19 protein-coding genes are annotated in these 20,880 nt (G+C 66.2%); 9 read left to right on the top strand and 10 right to left on the bottom strand.

Annotated features, from left to right (window positions below):
• The first annotated feature begins 76 nt into the window (after positions 1-76).
• From C5F75_RS18715 to C5F75_RS18700, 4 genes are read left to right on the top strand one after another with little or no spacing between them, the layout of a single operon-like run.
• The gene (locus tag C5F75_RS18715) at positions 77-1,729 is read left to right on the top strand and encodes a (2,3-dihydroxybenzoyl)adenylate synthase (RefSeq protein WP_059584472.1); all 1,653 of its coding nucleotides are present in this window, start codon (positions 77-79) and stop codon (positions 1,727-1,729) included.
• A complete protein-coding gene (locus C5F75_RS18710) occupies positions 1,726-2,499 on the top strand; it encodes a thioesterase II family protein (protein ID WP_059584469.1) in 774 nt (257 codons plus the stop codon). The genes C5F75_RS18715 and C5F75_RS18710 overlap by 4 nt, the downstream gene beginning before the upstream one ends.
• Entirely contained in the window at positions 2,496-2,801 is a 306-nt protein-coding gene (locus tag C5F75_RS18705) for an isochorismate lyase (protein ID WP_059584467.1), read from the top strand. The genes C5F75_RS18710 and C5F75_RS18705 overlap by 4 nt, the downstream gene beginning before the upstream one ends.
• Positions 2,798-4,231, top strand: a complete 1,434-nt coding sequence (locus C5F75_RS18700) for an isochorismate synthase (RefSeq protein WP_104012575.1) — start codon at positions 2,798-2,800, stop codon at positions 4,229-4,231. Before C5F75_RS18705 ends, C5F75_RS18700 begins: the two co-directional genes overlap by 4 nt.
• Before the next feature lie 13 nt (positions 4,232-4,244).
• Here C5F75_RS18700 and C5F75_RS18695 read toward each other — a convergent pair whose 3' ends face one another.
• Entirely contained in the window at positions 4,245-5,129 is an 885-nt protein-coding gene (locus C5F75_RS18695; protein WP_059584463.1) for a LysR family transcriptional regulator, read from the bottom strand.
• Between the two features lie 77 nt (positions 5,130-5,206).
• On the opposite strand from C5F75_RS18695, the gene C5F75_RS18690 reads away from it, so the two are divergent.
• The gene (locus tag C5F75_RS18690) at positions 5,207-6,508 is read left to right on the top strand and encodes an aspartate aminotransferase family protein (RefSeq protein WP_104012574.1); all 1,302 of its coding nucleotides are present in this window, start codon (positions 5,207-5,209) and stop codon (positions 6,506-6,508) included.
• Between the two features lie 68 nt (positions 6,509-6,576).
• On the opposite strand, the gene C5F75_RS18685 is transcribed toward C5F75_RS18690, so the two are convergent.
• Positions 6,577-7,326 (bottom strand): SDR family oxidoreductase, encoded by a 750-nt coding sequence (locus C5F75_RS18685; RefSeq protein ID WP_104012573.1) that lies wholly within the window; start codon positions 7,324-7,326, stop codon positions 6,577-6,579.
• 41 nt (positions 7,327-7,367) lie between these two features.
• Here C5F75_RS18685 and C5F75_RS18680 point away from each other — a divergent pair, with 41 nt between their 5' ends.
• The 3 genes from C5F75_RS18680 (at position 7,368) to C5F75_RS18670 (ending at position 9,728) form a co-directional block, all read left to right on the top strand.
• Positions 7,368-8,345: an AraC family transcriptional regulator gene (locus C5F75_RS18680; protein WP_059584452.1), complete on the top strand. Its 978-nt coding sequence runs from the start codon at positions 7,368-7,370 to the stop codon at positions 8,343-8,345.
• Between the two features lie 73 nt (positions 8,346-8,418).
• Positions 8,419-9,276 (top strand): AraC family transcriptional regulator, encoded by an 858-nt coding sequence (locus C5F75_RS18675; RefSeq protein WP_059640794.1) that lies wholly within the window; start codon positions 8,419-8,421, stop codon positions 9,274-9,276.
• A 44-nt stretch (positions 9,277-9,320) separates the two neighbouring features.
• On the top strand, positions 9,321-9,728 hold the full coding sequence (locus C5F75_RS18670; protein ID WP_059640792.1) for a DUF2000 domain-containing protein: 408 nt from the start codon (positions 9,321-9,323) through the stop codon (positions 9,726-9,728).
• Between the two features lie 33 nt (positions 9,729-9,761).
• Here C5F75_RS18670 and C5F75_RS18665 read toward each other — a convergent pair whose 3' ends face one another.
• The 6 genes from C5F75_RS18665 to C5F75_RS18640 form a co-directional block, all read right to left on the bottom strand.
• A complete protein-coding gene (locus C5F75_RS18665; protein ID WP_059640790.1) occupies positions 9,762-10,112 on the bottom strand; it encodes a VOC family protein in 351 nt (116 codons plus the stop codon).
• A gap of 163 nt (positions 10,113-10,275) precedes the next feature.
• Positions 10,276-10,977: an ABC transporter ATP-binding protein gene (locus C5F75_RS18660; RefSeq protein WP_006484776.1), complete on the bottom strand. Its 702-nt coding sequence runs from the start codon at positions 10,975-10,977 to the stop codon at positions 10,276-10,278.
• A complete protein-coding gene (livG, locus tag C5F75_RS18655; RefSeq protein ID WP_104012572.1) occupies positions 10,977-11,750 on the bottom strand; it encodes a high-affinity branched-chain amino acid ABC transporter ATP-binding protein LivG in 774 nt (257 codons plus the stop codon). The genes C5F75_RS18660 and livG overlap by 1 nt, the downstream gene beginning before the upstream one ends.
• Complete coding sequence (locus tag C5F75_RS18650) at positions 11,747-13,018, bottom strand: high-affinity branched-chain amino acid ABC transporter permease LivM (protein WP_059640787.1); 1,272 nt, start codon at positions 13,016-13,018, stop codon at positions 11,747-11,749. The genes livG and C5F75_RS18650 overlap by 4 nt, the downstream gene beginning before the upstream one ends.
• 11 nt (positions 13,019-13,029) lie before the next feature.
• Positions 13,030-13,956: a high-affinity branched-chain amino acid ABC transporter permease LivH gene (gene livH / locus C5F75_RS18645; RefSeq protein WP_059584442.1), complete on the bottom strand. Its 927-nt coding sequence runs from the start codon at positions 13,954-13,956 to the stop codon at positions 13,030-13,032.
• A 183-nt stretch (positions 13,957-14,139) separates the two neighbouring features.
• Complete coding sequence (locus C5F75_RS18640) at positions 14,140-15,258, bottom strand: branched-chain amino acid ABC transporter substrate-binding protein (protein WP_104012571.1); 1,119 nt, start codon at positions 15,256-15,258, stop codon at positions 14,140-14,142.
• A 785-nt stretch (positions 15,259-16,043) separates the two neighbouring features.
• On the opposite strand from C5F75_RS18640, the gene C5F75_RS37250 reads away from it, so the two are divergent.
• Positions 16,044-16,697, top strand: a complete 654-nt coding sequence (locus tag C5F75_RS37250; protein WP_081075384.1) for a hypothetical protein — start codon at positions 16,044-16,046, stop codon at positions 16,695-16,697.
• 330 nt (positions 16,698-17,027) lie between these two features.
• Here the strand turns inward: C5F75_RS37250 and C5F75_RS18630 are convergent, their stop codons facing one another.
• Together C5F75_RS18630 and C5F75_RS18625 are read right to left on the bottom strand one after the other, a co-directional pair.
• A complete protein-coding gene (locus C5F75_RS18630; protein WP_104012570.1) occupies positions 17,028-17,780 on the bottom strand; it encodes a macro domain-containing protein in 753 nt (250 codons plus the stop codon).
• Entirely contained in the window at positions 17,777-20,746 is a 2,970-nt protein-coding gene (locus C5F75_RS18625; RefSeq protein WP_104012569.1) for an RHS repeat-associated core domain-containing protein, read from the bottom strand. Before C5F75_RS18625 ends, C5F75_RS18630 begins: the two co-directional genes overlap by 4 nt.
• Between the last annotated feature and the right edge of the window lie 134 nt (positions 20,747-20,880).

Below are 20,880 nucleotides of genomic sequence, written 5' to 3'. Positions count from 1 at the left end.
ATCGCAGCACCCGTTCCAAATGATAATACCTCTCATTTACATTTTCTGACAACTTGCCGGAACCCAAGGTCAGCGCATGCAACCCTCCCCTTCCTCCCTGGCGGCGGCCGTGCCGGCCGACGCGCCCGACTGGCCCGACGACTTCGCGCGCCGCTATCGCGACGCCGGCTACTGGCAGGACACGACGTTCTTCGACGCGCTCGACGCGTGCGCGCGGCGCCATCCCGACGCGCTCGCCATCGTCGACGGCGCGCGCCGCCTGCGCTATCGCGATCTGCTGGCGCGCATCCGCCGCCTCGCGGGCGGCCTCGCACGGCTCGGCCTCACGCGCGGCGACGCGGTCGTCGTCCAGTTGCCGAACGGCGCGCGCTTCATCGAGACCTGCTTCGCGCTGTTCCAGCTCGGCGTGCGGCCGGTGCTCGCGCTGCCGGCCCACCGTCACTACGAGATCGGCGCGTTCTGCCGCTTCGCCAGTGCGCGTGCTTACCTCGGCGCGTCGCGACTCGGCGATTTCGACTGCCAGCCGCTGGCGGCCGCCTTGCAGGCCGACTGCCCGACGCTCGAGCACGTCGTGATGGCCGGCGACGATCACGCATTCACGTCGTTCGACGCGCTGTACGACGCGCCACCCGTGCACGCCTGCGCGGCGCGCGCCGACGACATCGCGTGCTTCCAGTTGTCGGGCGGCACGACCGGCACGCCGAAGCTGATTCCGCGCCGCCATCGCGAGTACCTGTACAACGTGCGCGCGTGCAGCGCCGCGAGCGGTGTCGATGCCGACACCGTCTACCTCGCCGCGCTGCCGATGGCGCACAACTTCACGCTGTGCTGCCCCGGCACGATCGGCGCGCTGCTCGCGGGCGGCCGGGTCGTGACGACCTCCCGGCCCGAGCCCGACCAGAGCTTCGCGCTGATCGCGCAGGAACGCGTCACGCATACCGCGCTCGTGCCGCCGCTCGCGCTGCTGTGGCTCGACGAGCAGCCGCAACGGCAGGCCGACCTGTCGAGCCTGCGCGTGCTGCAGGTCGGCGGCGCCCGGCTGATGGACCACGCGGCCGCACGCGTGACGCCCGTGCTCGGCTGTCGATTGCAGCAGGTGTTGGGCATGGCCGAAGGGCTCATCTGCTGCACGCGGCTCGACGATACGCCCGAGCGCATCGCGCGCACCCAGGGCCGCCCCGTCTCCGAAGGCGACGAAGTGCGCATCGTCGACGAAGCCGGCGCACCGGTCGCGCCCGGCGAAATCGGCGAACTGCAGGTACGCGGCCCGTACACGATCCGCGGCTACTATCGGCTCGCGGAGCACGACGCGACGGCGTTCACGGCCGACGGCTTCTACCGCAGCGGCGACCGCGTGCGGCGCACCGCGGACGGCGACCTCGTCGTCGAAGGCCGCGACAAGGATCAGATCAACCGCGGCGGCGAGAAGGTCTCGGCCGAGGAAGTGGAGAACCTGCTGCTCGCGCATCCGCAGGTGCACGACGCGGCGGTCGTCGCGATGCCCGACCCGATGCTCGGCGAGCGGACCTGCGCGTTCGTCGTCGCACGCGCGCCTGCTCCGTCCAGACTGATGCTGAAACGCTACCTGCGCGACTGTGGGCTCGCGGCCTTCAAGATCCCCGATCGCATCGAATTCATGCCGCGCTTTCCGGAAACCGGCATCGGCAAGACCAGCAAGAAATCGCTGCGCGACCTGTTGCGCCGCCAGTTGCAGGCGGCGGCCGCATGAGCGCGCGCCCGACCGAGTCGAACTGGATTCGCGAGTTGCGGCTGTCGCCGTGCCCGCGCGCGCAGCTCGTCTGCTTTCCGCACGCGGGCGGCACCGCGAATTTCTTTCGCGGCTGGAGCCGGGCGCTGCCGTGGGACGTCGATCTGCTCGCGCTGCAGTATCCGGGCCGCGAGGAACGCTTCGGCGAGCCGTGCCTGCACTCGATCGACGCGCTCGCCGGCCCCGCCGCCGACGCGCTGCAACGCCATGCACACGCGCCGCTCGTGCTGTTCGGGCACAGCCTCGGCGCCGCGCTCGCGTACGAGGTCGCGGTGCGGCTCGAGGCGCGCGGCGCCGCGCCGCTTTACGTGGCTGTTTCCGCGCTGCCGCCGCCGCATCGCCAGCGCCCGTCGGATCTGCACCTGCAATCCGACGACGCGCTCATCGGCGACGTCGCCCGGCTGTCCGGCGAGCACGCCGCGCTGCTCGCCGACCCGGAAATGCGCGCGATCTACCTGCCGATGATCCGCGACGACTACCGCGCGATCGAAACGTATCGGCGCGAGCGTCCGCCGCGCATCGATGCGCCGCTCGGCGTGATGCTGCCGCTCGCCGATACCGAGCTCGACAGCGACGAGGCGCATGCGTGGCAGGACGTCGCGACGCGCCCGATCCGCGTCGCGACGTTCGACGGCGACCACTTCTACCTGCGGCACCAATACCCGGCGGTGATCGCCCATCTGGTCGAACGGATCGACCAGTCCCTTCGTTACGGAAAGGAGTACACATGAAAACACCGGACGCCTGCACGGGGCTGCCCGACATTCGCGAAGCGATCGATCGCCTGGACGCCGACATCATCGACGCGCTCGGCCGGCGCATGCAGTACGTAAAAGCCGCGTCGCGCTTCAAGCCGGACGAGGCGAGCATCGCCGCGCCGGAGCGGGTGGCCGCGATGCTGCCCGACCGGCGCCGCTGGGCCGAACAGGCCGGCCTCGACGCCGACTACGTCGAGAAGCTGTTCGCCCAGCTCATCGCGTGGTACATCGCGCAGCAAACCCGATACTGGCGACAACAGCGGGGGCTCGCATGACCGCCGGCCTTCCGCTGCTGCACGACACGTTCGCGCGGGCGGCCCGCCGCGCCGCCGCCACCGGCACGCCGACGCTGGCGTCGGTCTCGGTGCCGCTGCGCGCGCTCGACTTCTTCGACCTGATCGCCGCGTGGGACGACGGCGTCACGCCGTGGTGCTTCCACGAAGCCGGCGATGCGTCCGTCACGCTGTTCGGCTGGGACTGCGCGCTCGACCTGAGCGCCGCCGGCGACACGCGCTTCGCGCAGATCGACGCACGCTGGCGCACGCTCGTGCGCGACGCGGTCACGGCCGGCCCGCAGCCGCCGCGGCTCGTCGGCGGCTTCCGGTTCGATTCGCGGGGCCCGCGCAGCGCGCACTGGTCGCCGTTTGCCGACGCGAGCATGACGCTAGCGAAGCTGCTAATCGTGCGCGAAGGCGATGCGCACTGGGCCGTCTGCCAGCAGGTCGTCTCCGCCCACGACGATCCGGCCGCGCTCGCGCATGCGCGTCTTGCACGGATCGACTCGCTCGGCGCCCTTGCGCCGGCCGCGGAAGACGAGGCGCCGCAACTGCTGCACACGCAGGCGCTGCAGGCGAGCGAATGGCAGCACGAAGTCCGTCGCGCGGTGGACGCCATCCACGACGGCGCATTCGGCAAGGTCGTGCTCGCGCGCGACGTGCTCGAGCAGTACGCGCGGCCGGTCGCGATCGCGCCGCTGCTGCGCCGTCTGCGGCGGCGCGACCCGCATGCGCACCTGTTCGCGGTCCGTCGCGAAGGGGCGTGCTTCGTCGGCGCCACGCCGGAACGGCTCGCGCGTGTCGCGGCCGGCGACGTGCGCACGCATGCGCTGGCCGGCACGATCCGGCGCGGCGCGACGCCCGACGACGATCGTGCGCTCGGCGCGGCGCTGATGGCTTGCGCGAAGGAACGGCTCGAACACGCGCTCGTCGTCGACGCCATCCGGGCCGCGCTCGCGCCGCTGTCGCGCACGCTCGACGTGCCCGATCGGCCGTCGCTGCACCAGTTGCCGAAGCTGCAGCACCTGAGCACGCCCATCCGTGCGACGCTGAACGCGGATGCGACGCTGTTGCAGGTCGTCGCCGCGCTGCACCCGACGCCCGCGGTCGCCGGCCATCCGCGCGCGGCGGCGCTCGACCACATCCGTGCGCACGAAGGCTTCGATCGCGGCTGGTATGCGGCGCCGATCGGCTGGATCGACGCGCACGGCAACGGCGATTTCATCGTCGCGCTGCGCTCGGCACTCGTCGCGGGCGGCGCGTGCCGGTTGTTCGCGGGCTGCGGCATCGTCGCCGATTCCGAGCCGGCCAACGAATATCAGGAAACTGAACTGAAGCTGTCGGGCATGCGGGCGGCGATCCGCGTGCGCGATACGGCGGCGGCCGTGCGTGGCCGCACGCACGCGTCGGCCTCGTCGACGGTCGACTGATTCGCGCCGGCCGTCAAAGCAACGGCAGCGTTTGCCGGATATGGTCGGCGAAAGCGGCCGTCAGGTGCGACGGCCGCTTCCGGTCGAACCGCAGCGTAATGCCCACGGCCGGCAACGGCGGCAAGTGCGGGTCGCCGTTGACGATCGCGAGGTCGGCCGGCACGGCCGTCTGCGTCATCACCGCGAACGCCTGCCCCGAGCGCACCAGCGCGATCAGCCCGGCGAGGCTGCTGCTCGCATACGCGACACGGTAGTCACGGCCGGCGCGGTTCAACGCGTCGCAGGCCGCGAGGTGATCGAGCGTATCGCGATCGGACAGCGCGAGCGGCAGCGGATCGAAATGCGCGGGCTCGAGCCCCGGATAGCCGATCCACACCAGTTGCTCGCGGCGAATGATGTCGTCGGTCGCGCCGTCGTCCGGCACGGAAATCATCGCCAGATCGACCGCACGCTTCTCCAGGTGTTCGATCAGCCGCGGCGTCGGCCCACACACGACTTCGACGATCGCCTGCGGATGCTGGCTCGAAAACTGCCGCAGCAGCGACGGCAGCCACACTTGCGCGTAATCGTCAGGGCACCCGAACCGGATCGTCCCCGACAGCCCCGTGCCGCACAGGTCGGCCATCGCCTCGTCGTGCAGCCGCAGGATGCGCTGCGCATGCACGAGCAGCCGCTCGCCCGGATGCGTGAGCACCACGCCGCGGCCGGTGCGCTGGAACAGCGGCTGGTCGACCGCTTCCTCGAGCCGCTTCATCTGCTGGCTGAGCGCGGATTGCGTGCGGCCGACGCGCGCGGCCGCGCGGCTCAGCGCGCGCACCTCGGCGATCACGACGAACGAGCGCAGCAGGTCGATTTCGAGCGAAAGCGCCAAGGTATTAGCCCCTCTTCTAGCTTGCATTAGAACTATTCGTTTCCATCAAACCAGACGCGCGCCTAGACTGCAAGCGATCCCTGCCCTTTGCCCGGAGCCGCCCGATGTCCCTGAACGACGACGCAACCTTCTGGCGCAACGCCACGCAGCACCTGGTCCGCTACGGCGGCACGTTCGAGCCGATGATCGTCGAGCGCGCGAAAGGCAGCTTCGTCTACGACGCCGACGGTCGCGCGATCCTCGATTTCACGTCGGGCCAGATGAGCGCGGTGCTCGGCCACAGCCATCCGGAAATCGTGTCCGTCATCGGCGAATACGCGGGCAAGCTCGACCACCTGTTCAGCGGGATGCTGTCGCGGCCGGTCGTCGATCTCGCGACGCGCCTCGCCGACATCACACCCGCCGGGCTCGACCGCGCGCTGCTGCTCAGCACCGGCGCCGAATCGAACGAGGCGGCGATCCGGATGGCGAAGCTCGTCACCGGCAAGTACGAGATCGTCGGCTTCGCGCAGTCGTGGCACGGGATGACGGGCGCCGCCGCATCGGCCACCTACAGCGCGGGCCGCAAGGGCGTGGGCCCCGCGTCGGTCGGCTCGTTCGCGATTCCGGCGCCGTTCGCGTACCGGCCGCGCTTCGAGCGCAACGGTGCGTACGACCCGCTCGCCGAACTCGACTACGCGTTCGACCTGATCGACCGGCAGTCGAGCGGCAACCTCGCCGCGTTCATCGCGGAGCCGATTCTCAGCTCGGGCGGGATCATCGAGCTGCCGGAAGGCTACATGGCCGCGCTCAAGCGCAAGTGCGAGGAACGCGGGATGCTGCTGATCCTCGACGAGGCGCAGACGGGCGTCGGCCGCACCGGCACGATGTTCGCGTGCCAGCGCGACGGCGTGACGCCCGACATCCTGACGCTGTCGAAGACGCTCGGCGCCGGGCTGCCGCTCGCGGCGATGGTCACGTCCGCGGCGATCGAGGAACGCGCGCACGCGCTCGGCTACCTGTTCTACACGACGCACGTGTCCGATCCGCTGCCGGCCGCCGTCGGCCTGCGCGTGCTCGACGTCGTGCAGCGCGACGGCCTCGTCGCGCGCGCGAACACGATGGGCGAGCGGCTGCGGCGCGGCCTGCTCGACCTGATGGAGCGCTTCGACTGCATCGGCGACGTGCGTGGGCGCGGGCTGCTGCTGGGCGTCGAGATCGTCAAGGATCGCCGCACCAAGGAGCCGGCGGACGGGCTCGGCGCGAAGATCACGCGCGAGTGCATGAAGCTCGGGCTCAGCATGAACATCGTGCAGTTGCCCGGCATGGGCGGCGTGTTCCGCATCGCGCCGCCGCTGACCGTCAGCGACGACGAGATCGATCTCGGCCTGTCGCTGCTGGAGCAGGCGATTACCCGCGCGCTTTAGCGCCCGTCGCCGCCTCGCCCGGTCCGTCGCACCGGTTCAACCAGCCGGCGCGACGGACGCCCGATCGTTCAACCCGCTTCCGCCGCCCACGCCTGCGCATCCGCGCCGGCCGGAATACGCATCGGGCTCGACGGATCGGTCGCCGCGCGCCACACGGCTTCGGCGACGTCCTGCGCATGCGTGATCGGCCCCGACGCATCGAGCATCCGCGCCACGGCCTTGCCGACGAAGTCCGCATACGCTTCGTGCTCGAAGCCGTGCATGTGGGACCGTGCGTTGTCGGCGAAACGCGTGTCGGGCGCGCGGCCCGGCAGCACCAGATGCGCGCGCACGCCGAACGGCGCGAGTTCGACCGCCATCGATTCGGTGAACGCATTCACCGCCGCCTTGCTTGCCCGATACGCGCCGACCAGCGGCAGCGCCTTCAGCGTGACGCTCGACGTGACGTTCACGACCACGCCGGCGCCGCGCGCGCGAAACTGCGGCAACACGGCCTGCGTCACTGCGATCGTGCCGATCGTGTTGGTGTCGAACAGCGCGCGCACCGTATCGAGCGGCGTGAGCTCGGCCGGTGCGGCCGCGCCGAAGCCCGCGTTGTTGACGAGCACGTCGATCGGGCCGGCGGCGTCGATCGCGGCGCGAATGCTGTCCGCGTTCGTCACGTCGAGCGGCAGCACGCGCAAGCGCTCCGACGGCGGCAGCACGTCGTCGGCCGGCTTGCGCATCGTCGCGACGACCTGCCAGTCGCGCGCCAGAAAATGCCGCGCGATTTCGAGGCCGAAGCCGGAAGAACAGCCGGTAATGAGTACGGTCTTCATGTGAACTCCTGGGGGGTGTTGAGCACGTGTCCGTACGATAGATGGCGGGAGCCGTATTCGCTACAATCGACAATCCGCTTTTCTTTTGCGAGAGTCCGGCGATGATCGACCCGCTGACCGAAGTCGTGACGCTGCTGCAACCGGGCGCGCGGTACTCGAAGTACGTGCGCGGCGCGAGCCCGTGGGCGATCAACCGCACGGTCGCCGGCGAGCCGTTCTATTGCGCGGTCCTCGACGGCGGCTGCCGGATCGCGATCGACGGGCATGCGCCGATCGAACTGCTGGCCGGCGACTTCATGCTGATTCCGGCGGCCTACGGCGTCGCGATGTCGAGCCTCGAACCGCCGCCGCCGGGCGTCGACACCGCGCCGCCCGTCATGCTCGACCACGGCGAATACCGGATCGGCGATCCGGCCAACCCGGTCGACACGCGGATGATGGCCGGCAACTGCAGTTTCGGTTCGCCCGATGCATCGCTGCTGGTGTCGCTGCTGCCCCGCTTCGTGCACGTGCGCGGCGAACCGCGGCTGACCACGCTCGTGCAACTGGTGCGCGACGAATCTCGCGCACAGCGGCCTGCCCGCGAGATCGTGCTGGCGCGTCTGCTCGAAGTGCTGCTGATCGAGGCGCTGCGGTTCACGACCGGCACGCACGCGTCGCCCGGGCTCGTGCGCGGGCTCGCCGACAGCCGCCTCGCGGCCGCGCTGCGCCGGATGCACGAACGCCCCGCGCACCCGTGGACGATCGTCGAACTCGCGAAGGAAGCCGCGCTGTCGCGCTCGACGTTCTTCGAACGCTTCAGCCGCGCGGTCGGCGTCGCGCCGATGGAATACCTGCTGACGTGGCGCATGGCGCTCGCGAAGGATCTGCTTCGCCGCAACGAAGGCCGCATCGCGGAAATCGCGGCGCGCGTCGGCTACAGCTCGGCGAGCACGTTCAGCGTCGCGTTCGCGCGGCATGTTGGCCGGCCACCCGCGCAATATGCGCGCGACGAACAGGCGGCGGTGAACGGAGCATGAACCGCACGCGCCTCCGCTGTTCCGCCGCCTGCTTAGAGGGTCCGTCACACAACGACGACGTGAGAGGTAGCCGATGACGACAGATGCGAAAGCCACCGGCGAACCCGACCACTGGCTCGTCGCGCGCCGCGACGCGGAAACCGGCATCGAAAGCCTGCACGCGCATTTCAACGGCCATGCGTACGACGCGCATGACCACGACGACATGCTGGTCGGCTTCACCGAACAGGGCGTGCAGCGCTTCCAGTGCCACCGCTCGCTGCATACGAGCGTGCCGGGCCGCGCGATCCTGATCGAGCCGGGTGCGATGCACGACGGCCACGCGCCCGAAGCCGGCGGCTTCACGTACGGGATGCTGTACCTGCCGCAGGCCTGGGTCGAGCGCGCCGCGCGCCGGCTCGACCTGCCGGGCCTCGGCAGCGTCGAAGCCACGTTCGGCCACACGCTCGTCGACGATCGCGGCCTCGTCGATGCGATCCGGAATGCGTTCTTCGCGCTCCACGACAACGAAGGCCGGCTCGCGCGCGACCAGACGCTCGACCGCCTGCTGATGCGGCTCGGCAGCCATCTGGGCGGCCCGCTTGTGCTGGAAAGCGACGTCGTGCCGCCCGCGATCGCACGCGTGCGCGACCTGCTGCACGAACACATGGGCGACAACATCGGCCTCGACGAACTCGCGAGCGTCGCCGGCATCGACCGGTTCCGGCTGACGCGCATGTTCCAGCGCGCGTTCGGCACGTCGCCGCACGCGTACCTCGTGCGTTTGCGGCTGCGTGCCGCGCGCCGGCTGCTGGCCGCCGGCCGCACGCCCGCGCAGGCGGCCGCCGACGTCGGCTTCGCGGACCAGAGCCACCTCGGCCGCTGGTTCCGCCGCGCGTACCGGATCACGCCGGCCGCGTACCGGCAACTCTGCACAAACGTTCCAGACTGATCGCGCGCGGCGTCGGATCATGGGCGCTCCAACCAGGAGCAAGCATGTTCGATACCAAAGTAGCGCTGATCGTGCGCGACGATCTCGCCGCGTGGCAGAAACTCAATGTCGTCGCATTTCTCGCGACGGGCGTCGCCGCCGGCGCGCCCGAGGCGCTCGGCGAACCTTACGAGGACGCGGCCGGGCGCCGCTACGGCAGGATGCTGGGCCAGCCGATGCTGGTGTTCGCGGCCGATCTGAACGGATTGCAGGCCGCGCACCGGCAGGCGCTGTCGCGCGAGTTGACGATCGTGCCCTACGTGCGCGCGATGTTCTCGACCGGGCACGATGCGGCCAACCGCGAAGCGTTTCGCGCCGAGGATGCGGAGAATCCCGATCTGGTCGGGTTGGCGTTGCGCGGGCCGAAGAAGGCCGTGGACAAGGCGGTGAAGGGGCTCGCGTTGCATGCGTGAACGCCGGCGGCGTGCCCGGCTCGCCGTCGCCGGTCAGCGATGCGCGAGCACGTTGACGAGCTTGCCGAACGGGTCGCGCACGTAAAAGCGCCGCACGCCCCACGGCTCGTCGGCCGGGCCGTATTCGACGGGCACGCCGGCCGCATGAACACGCGCAAGCGCTTCGTCGAGATCGTCGACCTCGATCGACAGATCGGGCGTCGGCGTGCCCGATCCGCCCTGCGACGCGAAGCTGATCTGCACGGCCATCTGCTCGGCGTTGCCGTAGGTCGCGATCCAGCCGTGGTCCATCAGCAGGTCGAGGCCGAAGATGTGCCGATAGAAGCGCTTTGCGTCGTCGATCGAGCGTGTGTCGATATTGGCGACGATTCGTTTGACCTTCATCGGTTTGCTCCGGGAAGCGAGGAAGTCGCCGATTCGACTACGATCGAAGCCGAATCGGCTGCGGATTCGCTACACAAACGGGCATGGCCCCCATCGTACCGACACATCCGGAAACAACGCTAAAAAGCCGCCGGCCCGTTGCAGGCCAGCGGCTTCCCGCCGATCAACCGCCGAGATACGCTTGCTTGATCCGGTCGTTCGCGAGCAGGTTCGCGCCCGTGTCGGCCAGCACCACGCGCCCGGTTTCGAGCACGTAGCCGCGATCGGCCACGCCGAGCGCCTTGTTCGCGTTCTGCTCGACCAGGAACACCGTGACGCCTTCGTCGCGGATCGTCCGGATGATGTCGAAGATCTGCGCGATCACGAGCGGCGCGAGGCCGAGCGTCGGCTCGTCGAGCAGCAGCAAACGCGGCTTGCTCATCAGCGCACGGCCGATCGCCAGCATCTGCTGCTCGCCGCCCGACATCGTGCCGGCGCGCTGCGCCGCGCGTTCCTTCAGGCGCGGAAACAGCTTGAACACGTGCTCGATGCCGTCGTCGATCTCGTGACGGCTCGCGAAAAAGCCGCCCATCTTCAGGTTCTCGAGCACCGTCAGACTCGGGAACACGCGCCGCCCTTCCGGCGAGATCGCCATCCCCTGCCGCATGATCTGGTGCGTCGACATCGCGGTGATGTCGTTGCCCTCGAACAGCACGCGGCCCGACGACGCGCGCGGCGTGCCGCATACCGTCATCATCAGCGTCGTCTTGCCGGCGCCGTTGCTGCCGATCAGCGTGACGATCTCGCCCTTGTTCACCTCGATCGACACGCCCGCGAGCGCCTCGACCGCGCCGTAGTGCGTATGGACCTGTTCCAGCTTCAGCATCACTCTTCCCCCAGATACGCCTTGATCACGCGCGGGTCGTTGCGGACCGCTTCCGGCGTGCCGATCACGATCGGCCGGCCATGCTCCATCACGAGGATGCGGTCGGACACGCCCATCACGAGGCTCATGTCGTGTTCGATCAGCAGCACCGATACGCCGAATTCACGGCGCAGCTTGTCGATCAGGTGCTGCAGCTCGATCTTTTCCTGCGGGTTGAGGCCGGCCGCCGGCTCGTCGAGCATCAAGAGACGCGGCTCGGTGATCATGCAGCGCGCGATCTCCAGACGCCGCTGGTGCCCGTACGACAGCGTGCCGGCCGGCCGGTTGGCGACCGCGGTCAGCCCCATCCGGTCGAGCCACACGGCCGCGCGTTCGAGCGCTTCCTTCTCGGCATGGCGGTACGCGGGCGTCGCGAACAGGCCGTGCAGCAGCCCGGCCTTCACCTTCCGATGCTGCGCGACGAGCAGGTTCTCGACGACGGTCAGCGACTTGAACAGGCGGATGTTCTGGAACGTGCGCACCAGGCCCTTCAACGCGATCTGGTGGCTCGGCAGCCCGCCAATCGCGTGGCCGTCGAGCACGACGTCGCCGCCGGTCGGCTTGTAGAAGCCGCCGACGCAGTTGAACACGGTGGTCTTGCCCGCGCCGTTCGGCCCGATGATCGCGAACACCTCGTTGCGGCGCACGTCGAAATCGATGCCGTCCACCGCGAGCAACCCGCCGAAGCGCATCTGCAGCCCGGCAACCTTCAACAGTTCTGCATTCGCGCTCATTGCGGCAGCTCCACGTGAGGACGGCTCGCGGGCAAGAGGCCCTGCGGACGCCACATCATCATCAACACCATCACCAGACCGAAGATCAGCATCCGGTACTCGGCGAACCCGCGCGCGACTTCCGGCAGCACGGTCAGCAGGATCGCCGCGAGAATCACGCCGAGCTGCGAGCCCATCCCGCCGAGCACGACGATCGCGAGGATCAGCGCCGATTCGATGAAGGTGAACGATTCAGGATTCACGAGGCCCTGACGCGCGGCGAAGAACGCGCCGCCGATACCCGCGAACGCCGCGCCGAGCGTGAACGCCGACAGCTTGATGCGCGTCGGGTTCAGGCCGAGCGAACGGCACGCGATCTCGTCGTCGCGCAGCGCTTCCCATGCGCGGCCCATCGGCATGCGGATCAGGCGGCTCGTCACGAACAGCGTGAAGCCGACCAGCACCAGCGCGATCAGGTACAGGAAGATCACCATGTGCTCGCCGCTGTATTCGAGCCCGATCAGTTCATGGAAAGTCTTCGCGCCTTCGACGCTCGCCGAGCGCGCCATCTCGAAGCCGAACACCGTCGGCTTCGGAATGCTCGAGATGCCGTCCGGGCCGCCGGTGAGGCTCGTCAGGTTGTTTGCGAGCAGGCGGATGATTTCGCCGAAGCCGAGCGTGACGATCGCGAGATAGTCACCACGCAAACGCAGCACCGGGAAGCCGAGCAGGAAGCCGAACGTCGCCGCGGCAATCGCCGCGATCGGCAGGCATTCCCAGAACGACAGCCCGAAATACTGGTTCAGCATCGCGTACGTATAGCCGCCGACCGCGTAGAACCCGACATAGCCGAGATCGAGCAGCCCCGCGAAACCGACCACGATGTTCAGCCCGAGACCGAGGATCACGTAGATCAGCGCGAGCGTCGCGACGTCCACTGCACCGCGCGAGCCGAAGAACGGCCACACGAGCCCGACCGCGAGCAGCACCCAGATGATCACGCGCTGCTGCCGCGCGCCCATCGCGGGCATCGCCGGCAGCTTCACCGCGGATTTCGCGCGCACGAGCCACGGCTTGAACAACTGGAACAGGAACACGGCCGCGACCGCGATCCACACCGGGCGCCAGTGCGGCGTCAGCACCACCTGATAGCCGTCGAGCTTCAGTTGCAGCCCGAGCACAGGAATCGTGAGGATCGCCGTCAGGAGCGCGGCGGCCACGGCATTTTTCAGCGCCTGGCCGATCGATGCGTCGGCGGCCGGGCGGCGAACGGAAATGACTTGACTCATCTGCGTCTCCGTCAAACCTTTTCGATGTCCGACTTGCCGAGCAGGCCGGTCGGGCGGAAGAGCAGGATCAGCACGAGCAGGCCGAACGCGACCACGTCCTTGTACTCGGCCGGCATGTATCCCGCGGCGAAGGTTTCGGCGAGGCCCAGCAGCACGCCGCCGAGCATCGCGCCCGGAATGCTGCCGATCCCGCCGAGCACCGCGGCGGTGAACGCCTTGATGCCCGCGACGAAGCCGATATACGGATTCAGCTTGCCGATCGTCAGCCCGATCAGCACGCCGCCGACGGCCGCCAGCATCGCGCCGAGCACGAACGTGAACGAGATCACGCGGTTCGTGTCGATGCCGAGCAGGTTCGCCATCTTCATGTCCTCGGCGCACGCGCGGCACGCACGGCCCATCCGCGAATGCGAGATGAACAGCGTGAGCGCGATCATCAGCACGATCGTCACGCAGACGATCAGCAGGCGCGCATACGGAACCGTCACGTCGTAGTCGCCGCCGAGATGGATCTCGAACGCGCCGGAGATCAGCACCGGCACCGACACGTCGCGCGCGCCCTGGCCGATCTGCACGTAGTTTTGCAGGAAGATCGACATGCCAATCGCGGAAATCAGCGGCACGAGGCGCGGGCCGCCGCGCAGCGGGCGATACGCGACGCGCTCCACCGCGAAGCCGTACAGGCCGGTGACGATCACCGACACGATCAGCGCGGCGCCGAGCACGAGCGGCAGCGGATAGCCGGCGGAGATACCGATGGCCGTCAGGGTCACGAGGCCCACGTACGCACCGATCATGTAGATCTCGCCGTGGGCGAAGTTGATCATGCCGATGATGCCGTAGACCATCGAATAGCCGATGGCGATCAACGCATAGATCGCACCCAGCGTCAGGCCGTTGACCAGCTGCTGGGCGAATTGGGGAAAGAAGTCAGTCATATGCGGGAAGCTCCCGTTGGCGCTGGGCCGCGTGCCGTCGCCGGATCACGGCGGCCGGCCGCGCGCAGCGCACGGTGTCGTCTCGGGCCGCCCTTTGGCGCGCATGGGGCAGATGCGCGGCCAATACGCACCCGCCCCGTCCGGGTTTCGGGCGGGGCGGGTGCGCGAGCGGATACTTCGTTGTTACTTGGCGGCGGTCTTCGTCGCGTCCTTGTGCCACGTGTACACGACGAACTTGAACGCCTTCAGGTCGCCCTGCGCGTCATACGCGACCTTGCCGATCGGCGTGTCGAACGTCGTCTTGTGCATGTACGCGGCGACCTTCGTCGGGTCCGTCGTCTTCGCGCCCGCGATCGAGTCGGCGATGATCTTCACCGCTGCGTACGACGGCATCTGGAACGGGCCGTTCGGGTCGCGCTTCTTGTCCGCGAACGCCTTCACGAGCGCCGCGTTGGCCGGATCGGCCGAGAAGTCGGCCGGCAGCGTGACCAGCATGCCTTCCGAAGCCGGGCCGGCGATCGCCGTCACGTCCTTGTTGCCCACGCCTTCGGGCCCCATGAACGTCGCCTTCACGCCCTGCTCGCGCGCCTGGCGCATCAGCAGGCCCATTTCCGGGTGGTAGCCGCCGAAGTAGACGAAATCGACGCCTTGCGACTTCAGCTTCGTGATGATCGCCGAGTAGTCCGAATCGCCGGCGTTGATGCCTTCGAACAGCACGACCGGGATCTTCGCGGCTTCGAGATCCTTCTTCACCGACGACGCGATGCCCTGGCCGTACGACTGCTTGTCGTGCAGGACCGCGACCTTCTTCGGCTTCACGTTGTTGATGATGTAGTGCGCGGCGGCCGGACCTTGCTGGTCGTCGCGGCCGATCGTGCGGAAGATGAAGTGGCGCTTCTTGCCTTCCGTCAGCTGCGGCGCGGTGGCCGACGGCGTGACCATCACGATGCCTTCGTTCTCGTAGATGTCCGACGCGGGAATCGTCGAACCCGAGCACACGTGGCCGATCACGTACTTGATCTTCTGGCTGACGATCTTGTTGGCGACGGCGACGGCCTGCTTCGGTTCGCACGCGTCGTCCATCATCACGACTTCGAACTTGTTGCCGCCCGCACCGCCTGCCGCGTTGATCTGTTCGATCGCGGTCAGCGCGCCGGCCTTCACCATGTCGCCGTATTGGGCGACCGAGCCGCTCATCGGACCAGCGATGGCGATCTTCACGGTTTCCGCTTGCGCGGCGGCGGCGCCGGCGGCGAACAGCACGGCGGCGGCGGAAATGGACGTAAGACGGGACAGCGTCATCTGGGAGCTCCTCGATGTTGTTTAGTCATACGGGCAAAGGCGGCATGACTTGCGCAATCGAACAGCACCCGGGGCGAGGACAGGGGACACGCCCGAGACACATAGAAGACGGAACTCCAGCGGAATGTTGCGTAGCGGGGCCCGGCTCTTGCAGTCCCCGAAGGGGACGTCTGGTTCGGAAAGACATCGTGATGCGTCTTGCATTGCGCAAGCGTTTCGCCTGCCCCGCTTGCCAAATCGCTCGTTCGGAGGGATGGTCCGACAGCCATTGGCAAGGCAGCCGAAATTATATGGGCGTTTTTCAATCGTCTGTCAAAAATGCCTGTCGATTGAGGGAAAACACGTATGTTTTTGAGGCGGGCGGGTGGCGACGGGGGCGCAACCTTTTCGGGGTGGGACGATTGCCTTGGGTGCAATTGGGTTGCTATTGGGCGGGGAGACCGGGGTGGGTTCCTTGCTGGGCATGGCGTCCGGCGAGGGCGTGATCCGCGATGGTGCGTTTTGTGGGCGGCCCAGGAGTCGATCGCGGGAAACCAATCGACTGATGATTGTGTGAGTGCGCACCAGAACGGGCGCTCGACATCGCGGCAAATCTTACTGTTTACTTTTGAAGCTAAACATTTTGAAAGCTTTTTGAGATTTCCATGAAATAATGTGGCCTCGCTTCAGCAATCCAGCCAGCCTCCCTGCAAGTCGCGCCCGCCGCGCCTCGCAGTCGCTTCAGGGACGCTTCGACGTCCCCCTTGTCGCTCAGCCGCCAGCCAGTGATTTGCCGTTTTTGTTCAATGCACATCACCTGCTTCGAATCATCGATGAATTGCCCAATCCGCCTCTCTTCCGCCGCCGCGATTGCGTGTGCGCTTTCTGTTTGTGCTGCCCATGCTTCCGGACGCGATACGCTGACCGACCGGTCGGCCAGTGCCAATGTGTTTCGCTCGGAGCGACGTGCGGCCGCCCGGGATGATGGGCATGCGGCGCGGTTGAGCCGCAGGCGGGTGCAGTTCGCCACGCCTGCCGAACGCAGCCCGTTCGATACGCCGGATACGCGGCCGTTGCGGGTGACGAGCGATGCGCTTGTGGCATCGCCGCCCGCTTCTTCTGAACGTGAACCCGATGTCATCTTGCCGCCGAATCGTGTCGCGCTCGGCGCGGGCGGGAGCGACAGTTTGGGGCGCGCTGTGCCGGGGTATGAGCAGCGCGAGCGGAACTGGAATGAATACCTGCGCGCTAATGGATCGCGGCCGGCTGTGAGTGGCGGCTCGTATGCGCCGCAGCGGCCGTACGATGCGCCGCGCGGTCCGCACGGCGCGCCGAATCCGTTCGATCCGTCGGTGCCGCAACCAGAGACGCGGACGTTCTATGACAACGGCTCAGGGGCGAAATGCACGGCTACCGGCGGTGCGGGGACGTCGCGGTCGTCTTGCGATATCGCTTGGTGATGCGTGGTTTGGGGTGGCTGCCGCCGGTTACGGCTGCTCTACCCCGTCCGGCGCGCTGCGCGACGTCGCGCAGCGCGGCCGCATCTCGCGGCGTTGCCTTTTACATCTGCGTGATGATCAGCCTGCCCGGCTCAATGTCGATCCTCGCCTTGCGGCCCGGAACAAAACACGCATCGTTGATCAGCCACGCGCGTCGAGGCCGGCGCGGCCACCGACACTTCACCCCAGGCGGCCGTCGACCGCTGCGGCACCCGCGTAACCCACTCCTCCTGCACCGCATCGTCCCACACCTTGTAGCGCGCCTGCCAAACCAGCTCGCCGCCAGCGTTATCAAGAAAGTGTAATTATTTTACAAGTCTGTTTATAGTACGAAAACACTTCGTCGATTTCCGCCGAAATGACTTCCCAATCCCCGCCACCAAGTCCCGCGCCAATCATTGGCATTTGCACCGAAAGTCGATTAGCTAACGCAAATTCGCAAATTTTACTAAGGCATATCTTGAGGTCAGAATACGAAACGTATTGAGCAACGTCGCGACTACTCTTGCGAATCCCGTCCTGAGAAACCATGTTCGCGACAAATATCCGCTTCTCGTCATCCACAGACAAAAATTGAACCATTCCGAGCGGAGGCCGCTGTTCATCTCGGAACAATTCGAGATAACCATCTCGTGCGACAGGGTATTTCTTGCCGAGAGAAACAACAAACCCGCGCCCCCATTTCCCCCGATTGTTCACCACATGAGCAATCAAGGTTGAATTTTCCCGTGGCACAGCCGCATCCCCAACTTCATAGACAATCGACAGTCCTTTGGGAGGATTGCCTATGACCGCCTTCCAGACATGCTCGAAATCTTCTCGTTTGATTTCGTCTTTTTGAGAAATTTCAAGCTCGTCCTTAATTCCATCAAAGAGCAAAAATCCTATCTCAGGATTCCAATCACGTACCGATGAAGATGCATAGATAACTCCACCATCAGGATGGCTAATCTGGCGCGTCGCGACGCCGTCGAGAAATTCCGTATAAACCTCCCCTACACCACACGGAAACTCTGTTTTTGAATGGAAATATTCTCTTTTCATGAGCAACTCGATCCACTTCTTTTCACGCGATTCGAAATATCAAGTGGTTCACTCCCTTCAACCAAGAAAGTTCCTGGACGGGGCTCCTTGACATCCAAACCCGTAACGTCAATTTCAACAAAATGCGTGATGCTATTAAGTTTTCGCGCATCGCCGTAAATATTTGCCGCAAGCTGTCCTAGTGACATCTTTCCAGTTCCAGCAGCATCGGCCATAGTTCTACCGCCAATCATATCGGGAGATATATCAGTGAAATACTGACCATCTCCAAACCTTGCATGTACGGGCCCATGCGACGCATTCAAAAGTCCACTACTCGTAATGCCCTCCATACCATCTTGAGTCGTGTAGTGGTAAAGCGTTGTTATGTCGTCGCCAGTCAGTCCCCATGGGTCAATCCACGATACCGGGTTAGGCGCGTACCGATAGAGGTTCGCTCCTCCCAGCAATCCAATCGGATCCGGATTGATGAATCTCCCGATGTCTGGATCGTAGAACCGGAAAGTGTTGTAGTGCAACCCGGTCTCGCGGTCCAAATACTGTCCTTGGAAGCGCAAGTTCTGTGGTCGTGGTGCATATGTCGACGTCGGCGCGGCTACCGACACTTCACCCCAGGCGGCGGCCGACGTCTGCGGCGCCCGCGCGATCCACTCCTCCTGTACCGCATTGCCCCAAACCTTATAGCGCGCCTGCCAGACCAACTCGCCACCAGCGTCAGTCAGTTCCTCCGGCAACCCCGATACATCATTGTGGAAGTAGTAAACCGCATCCCGTCCATCCGCATCATTAGCCGCTGCCCTCCCTTGATCGATCCGGGCAAGCGGCACATAACTATTGGACTCGTACAAGTACGTCAGCGCTTCCTCGCCCTGACGATCGTGATACGTCTCCTGCACCAACCGCATGCCGTCCCACAGGAAATCCGTACTCGCATAACTGCCATTGAGCTTCCTGATCCGTCGACCGAACGCGTCGTATTCGAAATGCGTCGTTGCAACCCCGAGCCGGTCCTTCGTCACGACGGTCTTCAACTGGTTCCAGTCGTCGTATTCAAGCGTGAGCTCTTTAGCCGGCCCATGCCCGCTCACCTTACGAACGAGCCGCCCATACGCGTCGTACTCAAAGCGCTTGTCCTCGAACATCTTGAGCCGGTTGTGCTCGACATACCCGCCCGGGTGATCGCTCGACACCAGGTTCGCCGCGGCATCCCACCGAAACACTTCCGACGGCAATCCCGGCCCCACCGCCTGTTCGATGCGCCCCGTCGGGTCATACCGATAGCTCGTCGTGCCGTAACGCTGGTCGCGCTTCTGGATCACGTCGCCAGCGGCATCGTATTGCCACTGCTTCGCAAGCAACTCGCCGCCCGCCGCGCCGCACTGCGCAGTTTGCCGAGCACGGCGCCCCACCGCGTCATACCCGAAGTGACTCGTCAGCTTGCCCTGCGTCCGCAGCACCTCGCGATGCAGGTCGTCCCGTTCGATGTCCGCAACCGTGGCACCGTCGAAACGAATCTGGTGCACATGCCCCGACCCGTAATGCAGCCAGTCGATCGTGCGCTCGCCGGAAATCGTCGTGCTGACACGATTGCCGAGCTCGTCGTAGGTGTGTGCGAGCCAGCCGGTCGGCGTGTATTCCTCGACGACTTCTCCACGCTTGTCGTACTTCAGGCTGACGCGATTCTTCAGCGATGGTCCACGCGCGGCAAGCGTGTACAACTCGGCCGACGTGATCCGGCCGGCCTCGTCATACAGGTATTCGCAACGCTCGTGCGCGGCTTGTTTCGCCGTCAGCTGCCCGATCGCATCGCGCTCGTATCGCGTTTCGATCTGCCCATCGCGTACGATCGTGCCTTGACCGCACACGTCGTACTCGTATGTCCGCTTGTGGCCATCGAGCCCGATCTGTGCGGAAACGAGATCGCGACGGTCGTACTGAAAGCGATACGTCTCACGATTCTCGTTGGTCAGGCTCGCCAACCGGAACGCCTGGTCATAGCCGAACTGCACGACCCGACCCGCCGCATCCGTGCGTGCAAGCAACAATCCACGCGGATTGACTTCGTAGCGCGTGCTGCGCTGGTTTGGATCGACGACCTCAATCAGCCTTCCGGCCGCGTCGTAACGGAACATCTGACGCGCACCATCGGTCGTCCCGATCCCCGTGACTCGCCCCATCGCATCCGTTTCGTACACCGTGGCATTGCCGGCCGCATCGGTCACCCGAGCGAGCGCACCGCGTGCGTCATACGCAAACCGCGTGACCTTGCCGGAACAGTCGGTATACGCGGTCAACTGCGCCCGGCCATTCCATTCGAGGAATTTGTACCCGCCACGCGCATCGCGAATCGTATGCACGAGCCCGCGCTCGTCCCTGTAGTACTCGGTCGCGAAATCCGCCGGATCGCGCACCATCACCAGATTGCCGCGCGCGTCGTAACGATAGATCCATCGCGCGTTGGTCGGATCGATTTCCGCAACAGGCAGATCGTAGTGCCCATTCCATTCGGTCCGCTCGACATGGCCGAGCGCGTCGATGCGCTGCGTCTGCCGGCCGCGCTCGTCATATTCGAAGCGAGTGACATGGCCGGCCGGATCAGTCGTGCTGACCAGCTGCCGCATCGCGTTCCATTCGAGCCGCCACACGTTGCCTTCGGCATCCGTATAACTCGTCGGCTGCTGATCCTCGTTCCACGTCCAGACCGTCACGCGCCCGATCTGATCGGTGATCGTCACCGAACGCTGCGCAAGGTCTGCATCGAACGTGTACGCTTCGCCGTCGTCGGTCCAATGGCGCACGACACGTGCGTCGCAGCCCACACCCTGCCACGCATAAAAGCAGTTCAAGCCGCCGGGCAACGTGTGCTGGACCATCAACCCATGCTCGTAGGCAAACCGTCGCCCGGTGTGGCCGCTGCGATCGGTCACGGCCACGAGTTGGCCGGCATCGTCGTACGCATAACGCACCAGCGTGTCGGGTTGCTCTCCGTCGACACCGCGCGTCAGTTCGATCGTGGCATGCGGCTAGTGTCCTGTTCCGCTGATTCGCGAGCAAAGTCGATGCAGCTTTTCGAGGATGGAATCGGCTGACGCGGTCCAGA

Source organism: Burkholderia anthinoferrum, from assembly GCF_002925705.1.
GTDB classification, from domain to species: domain Bacteria; phylum Pseudomonadota; class Gammaproteobacteria; order Burkholderiales; family Burkholderiaceae; genus Burkholderia; species Burkholderia semiarida.
Note: the sequence above shows the minus strand (reverse complement) of the source record. Positions and strands in the feature narration are given on the sequence as shown.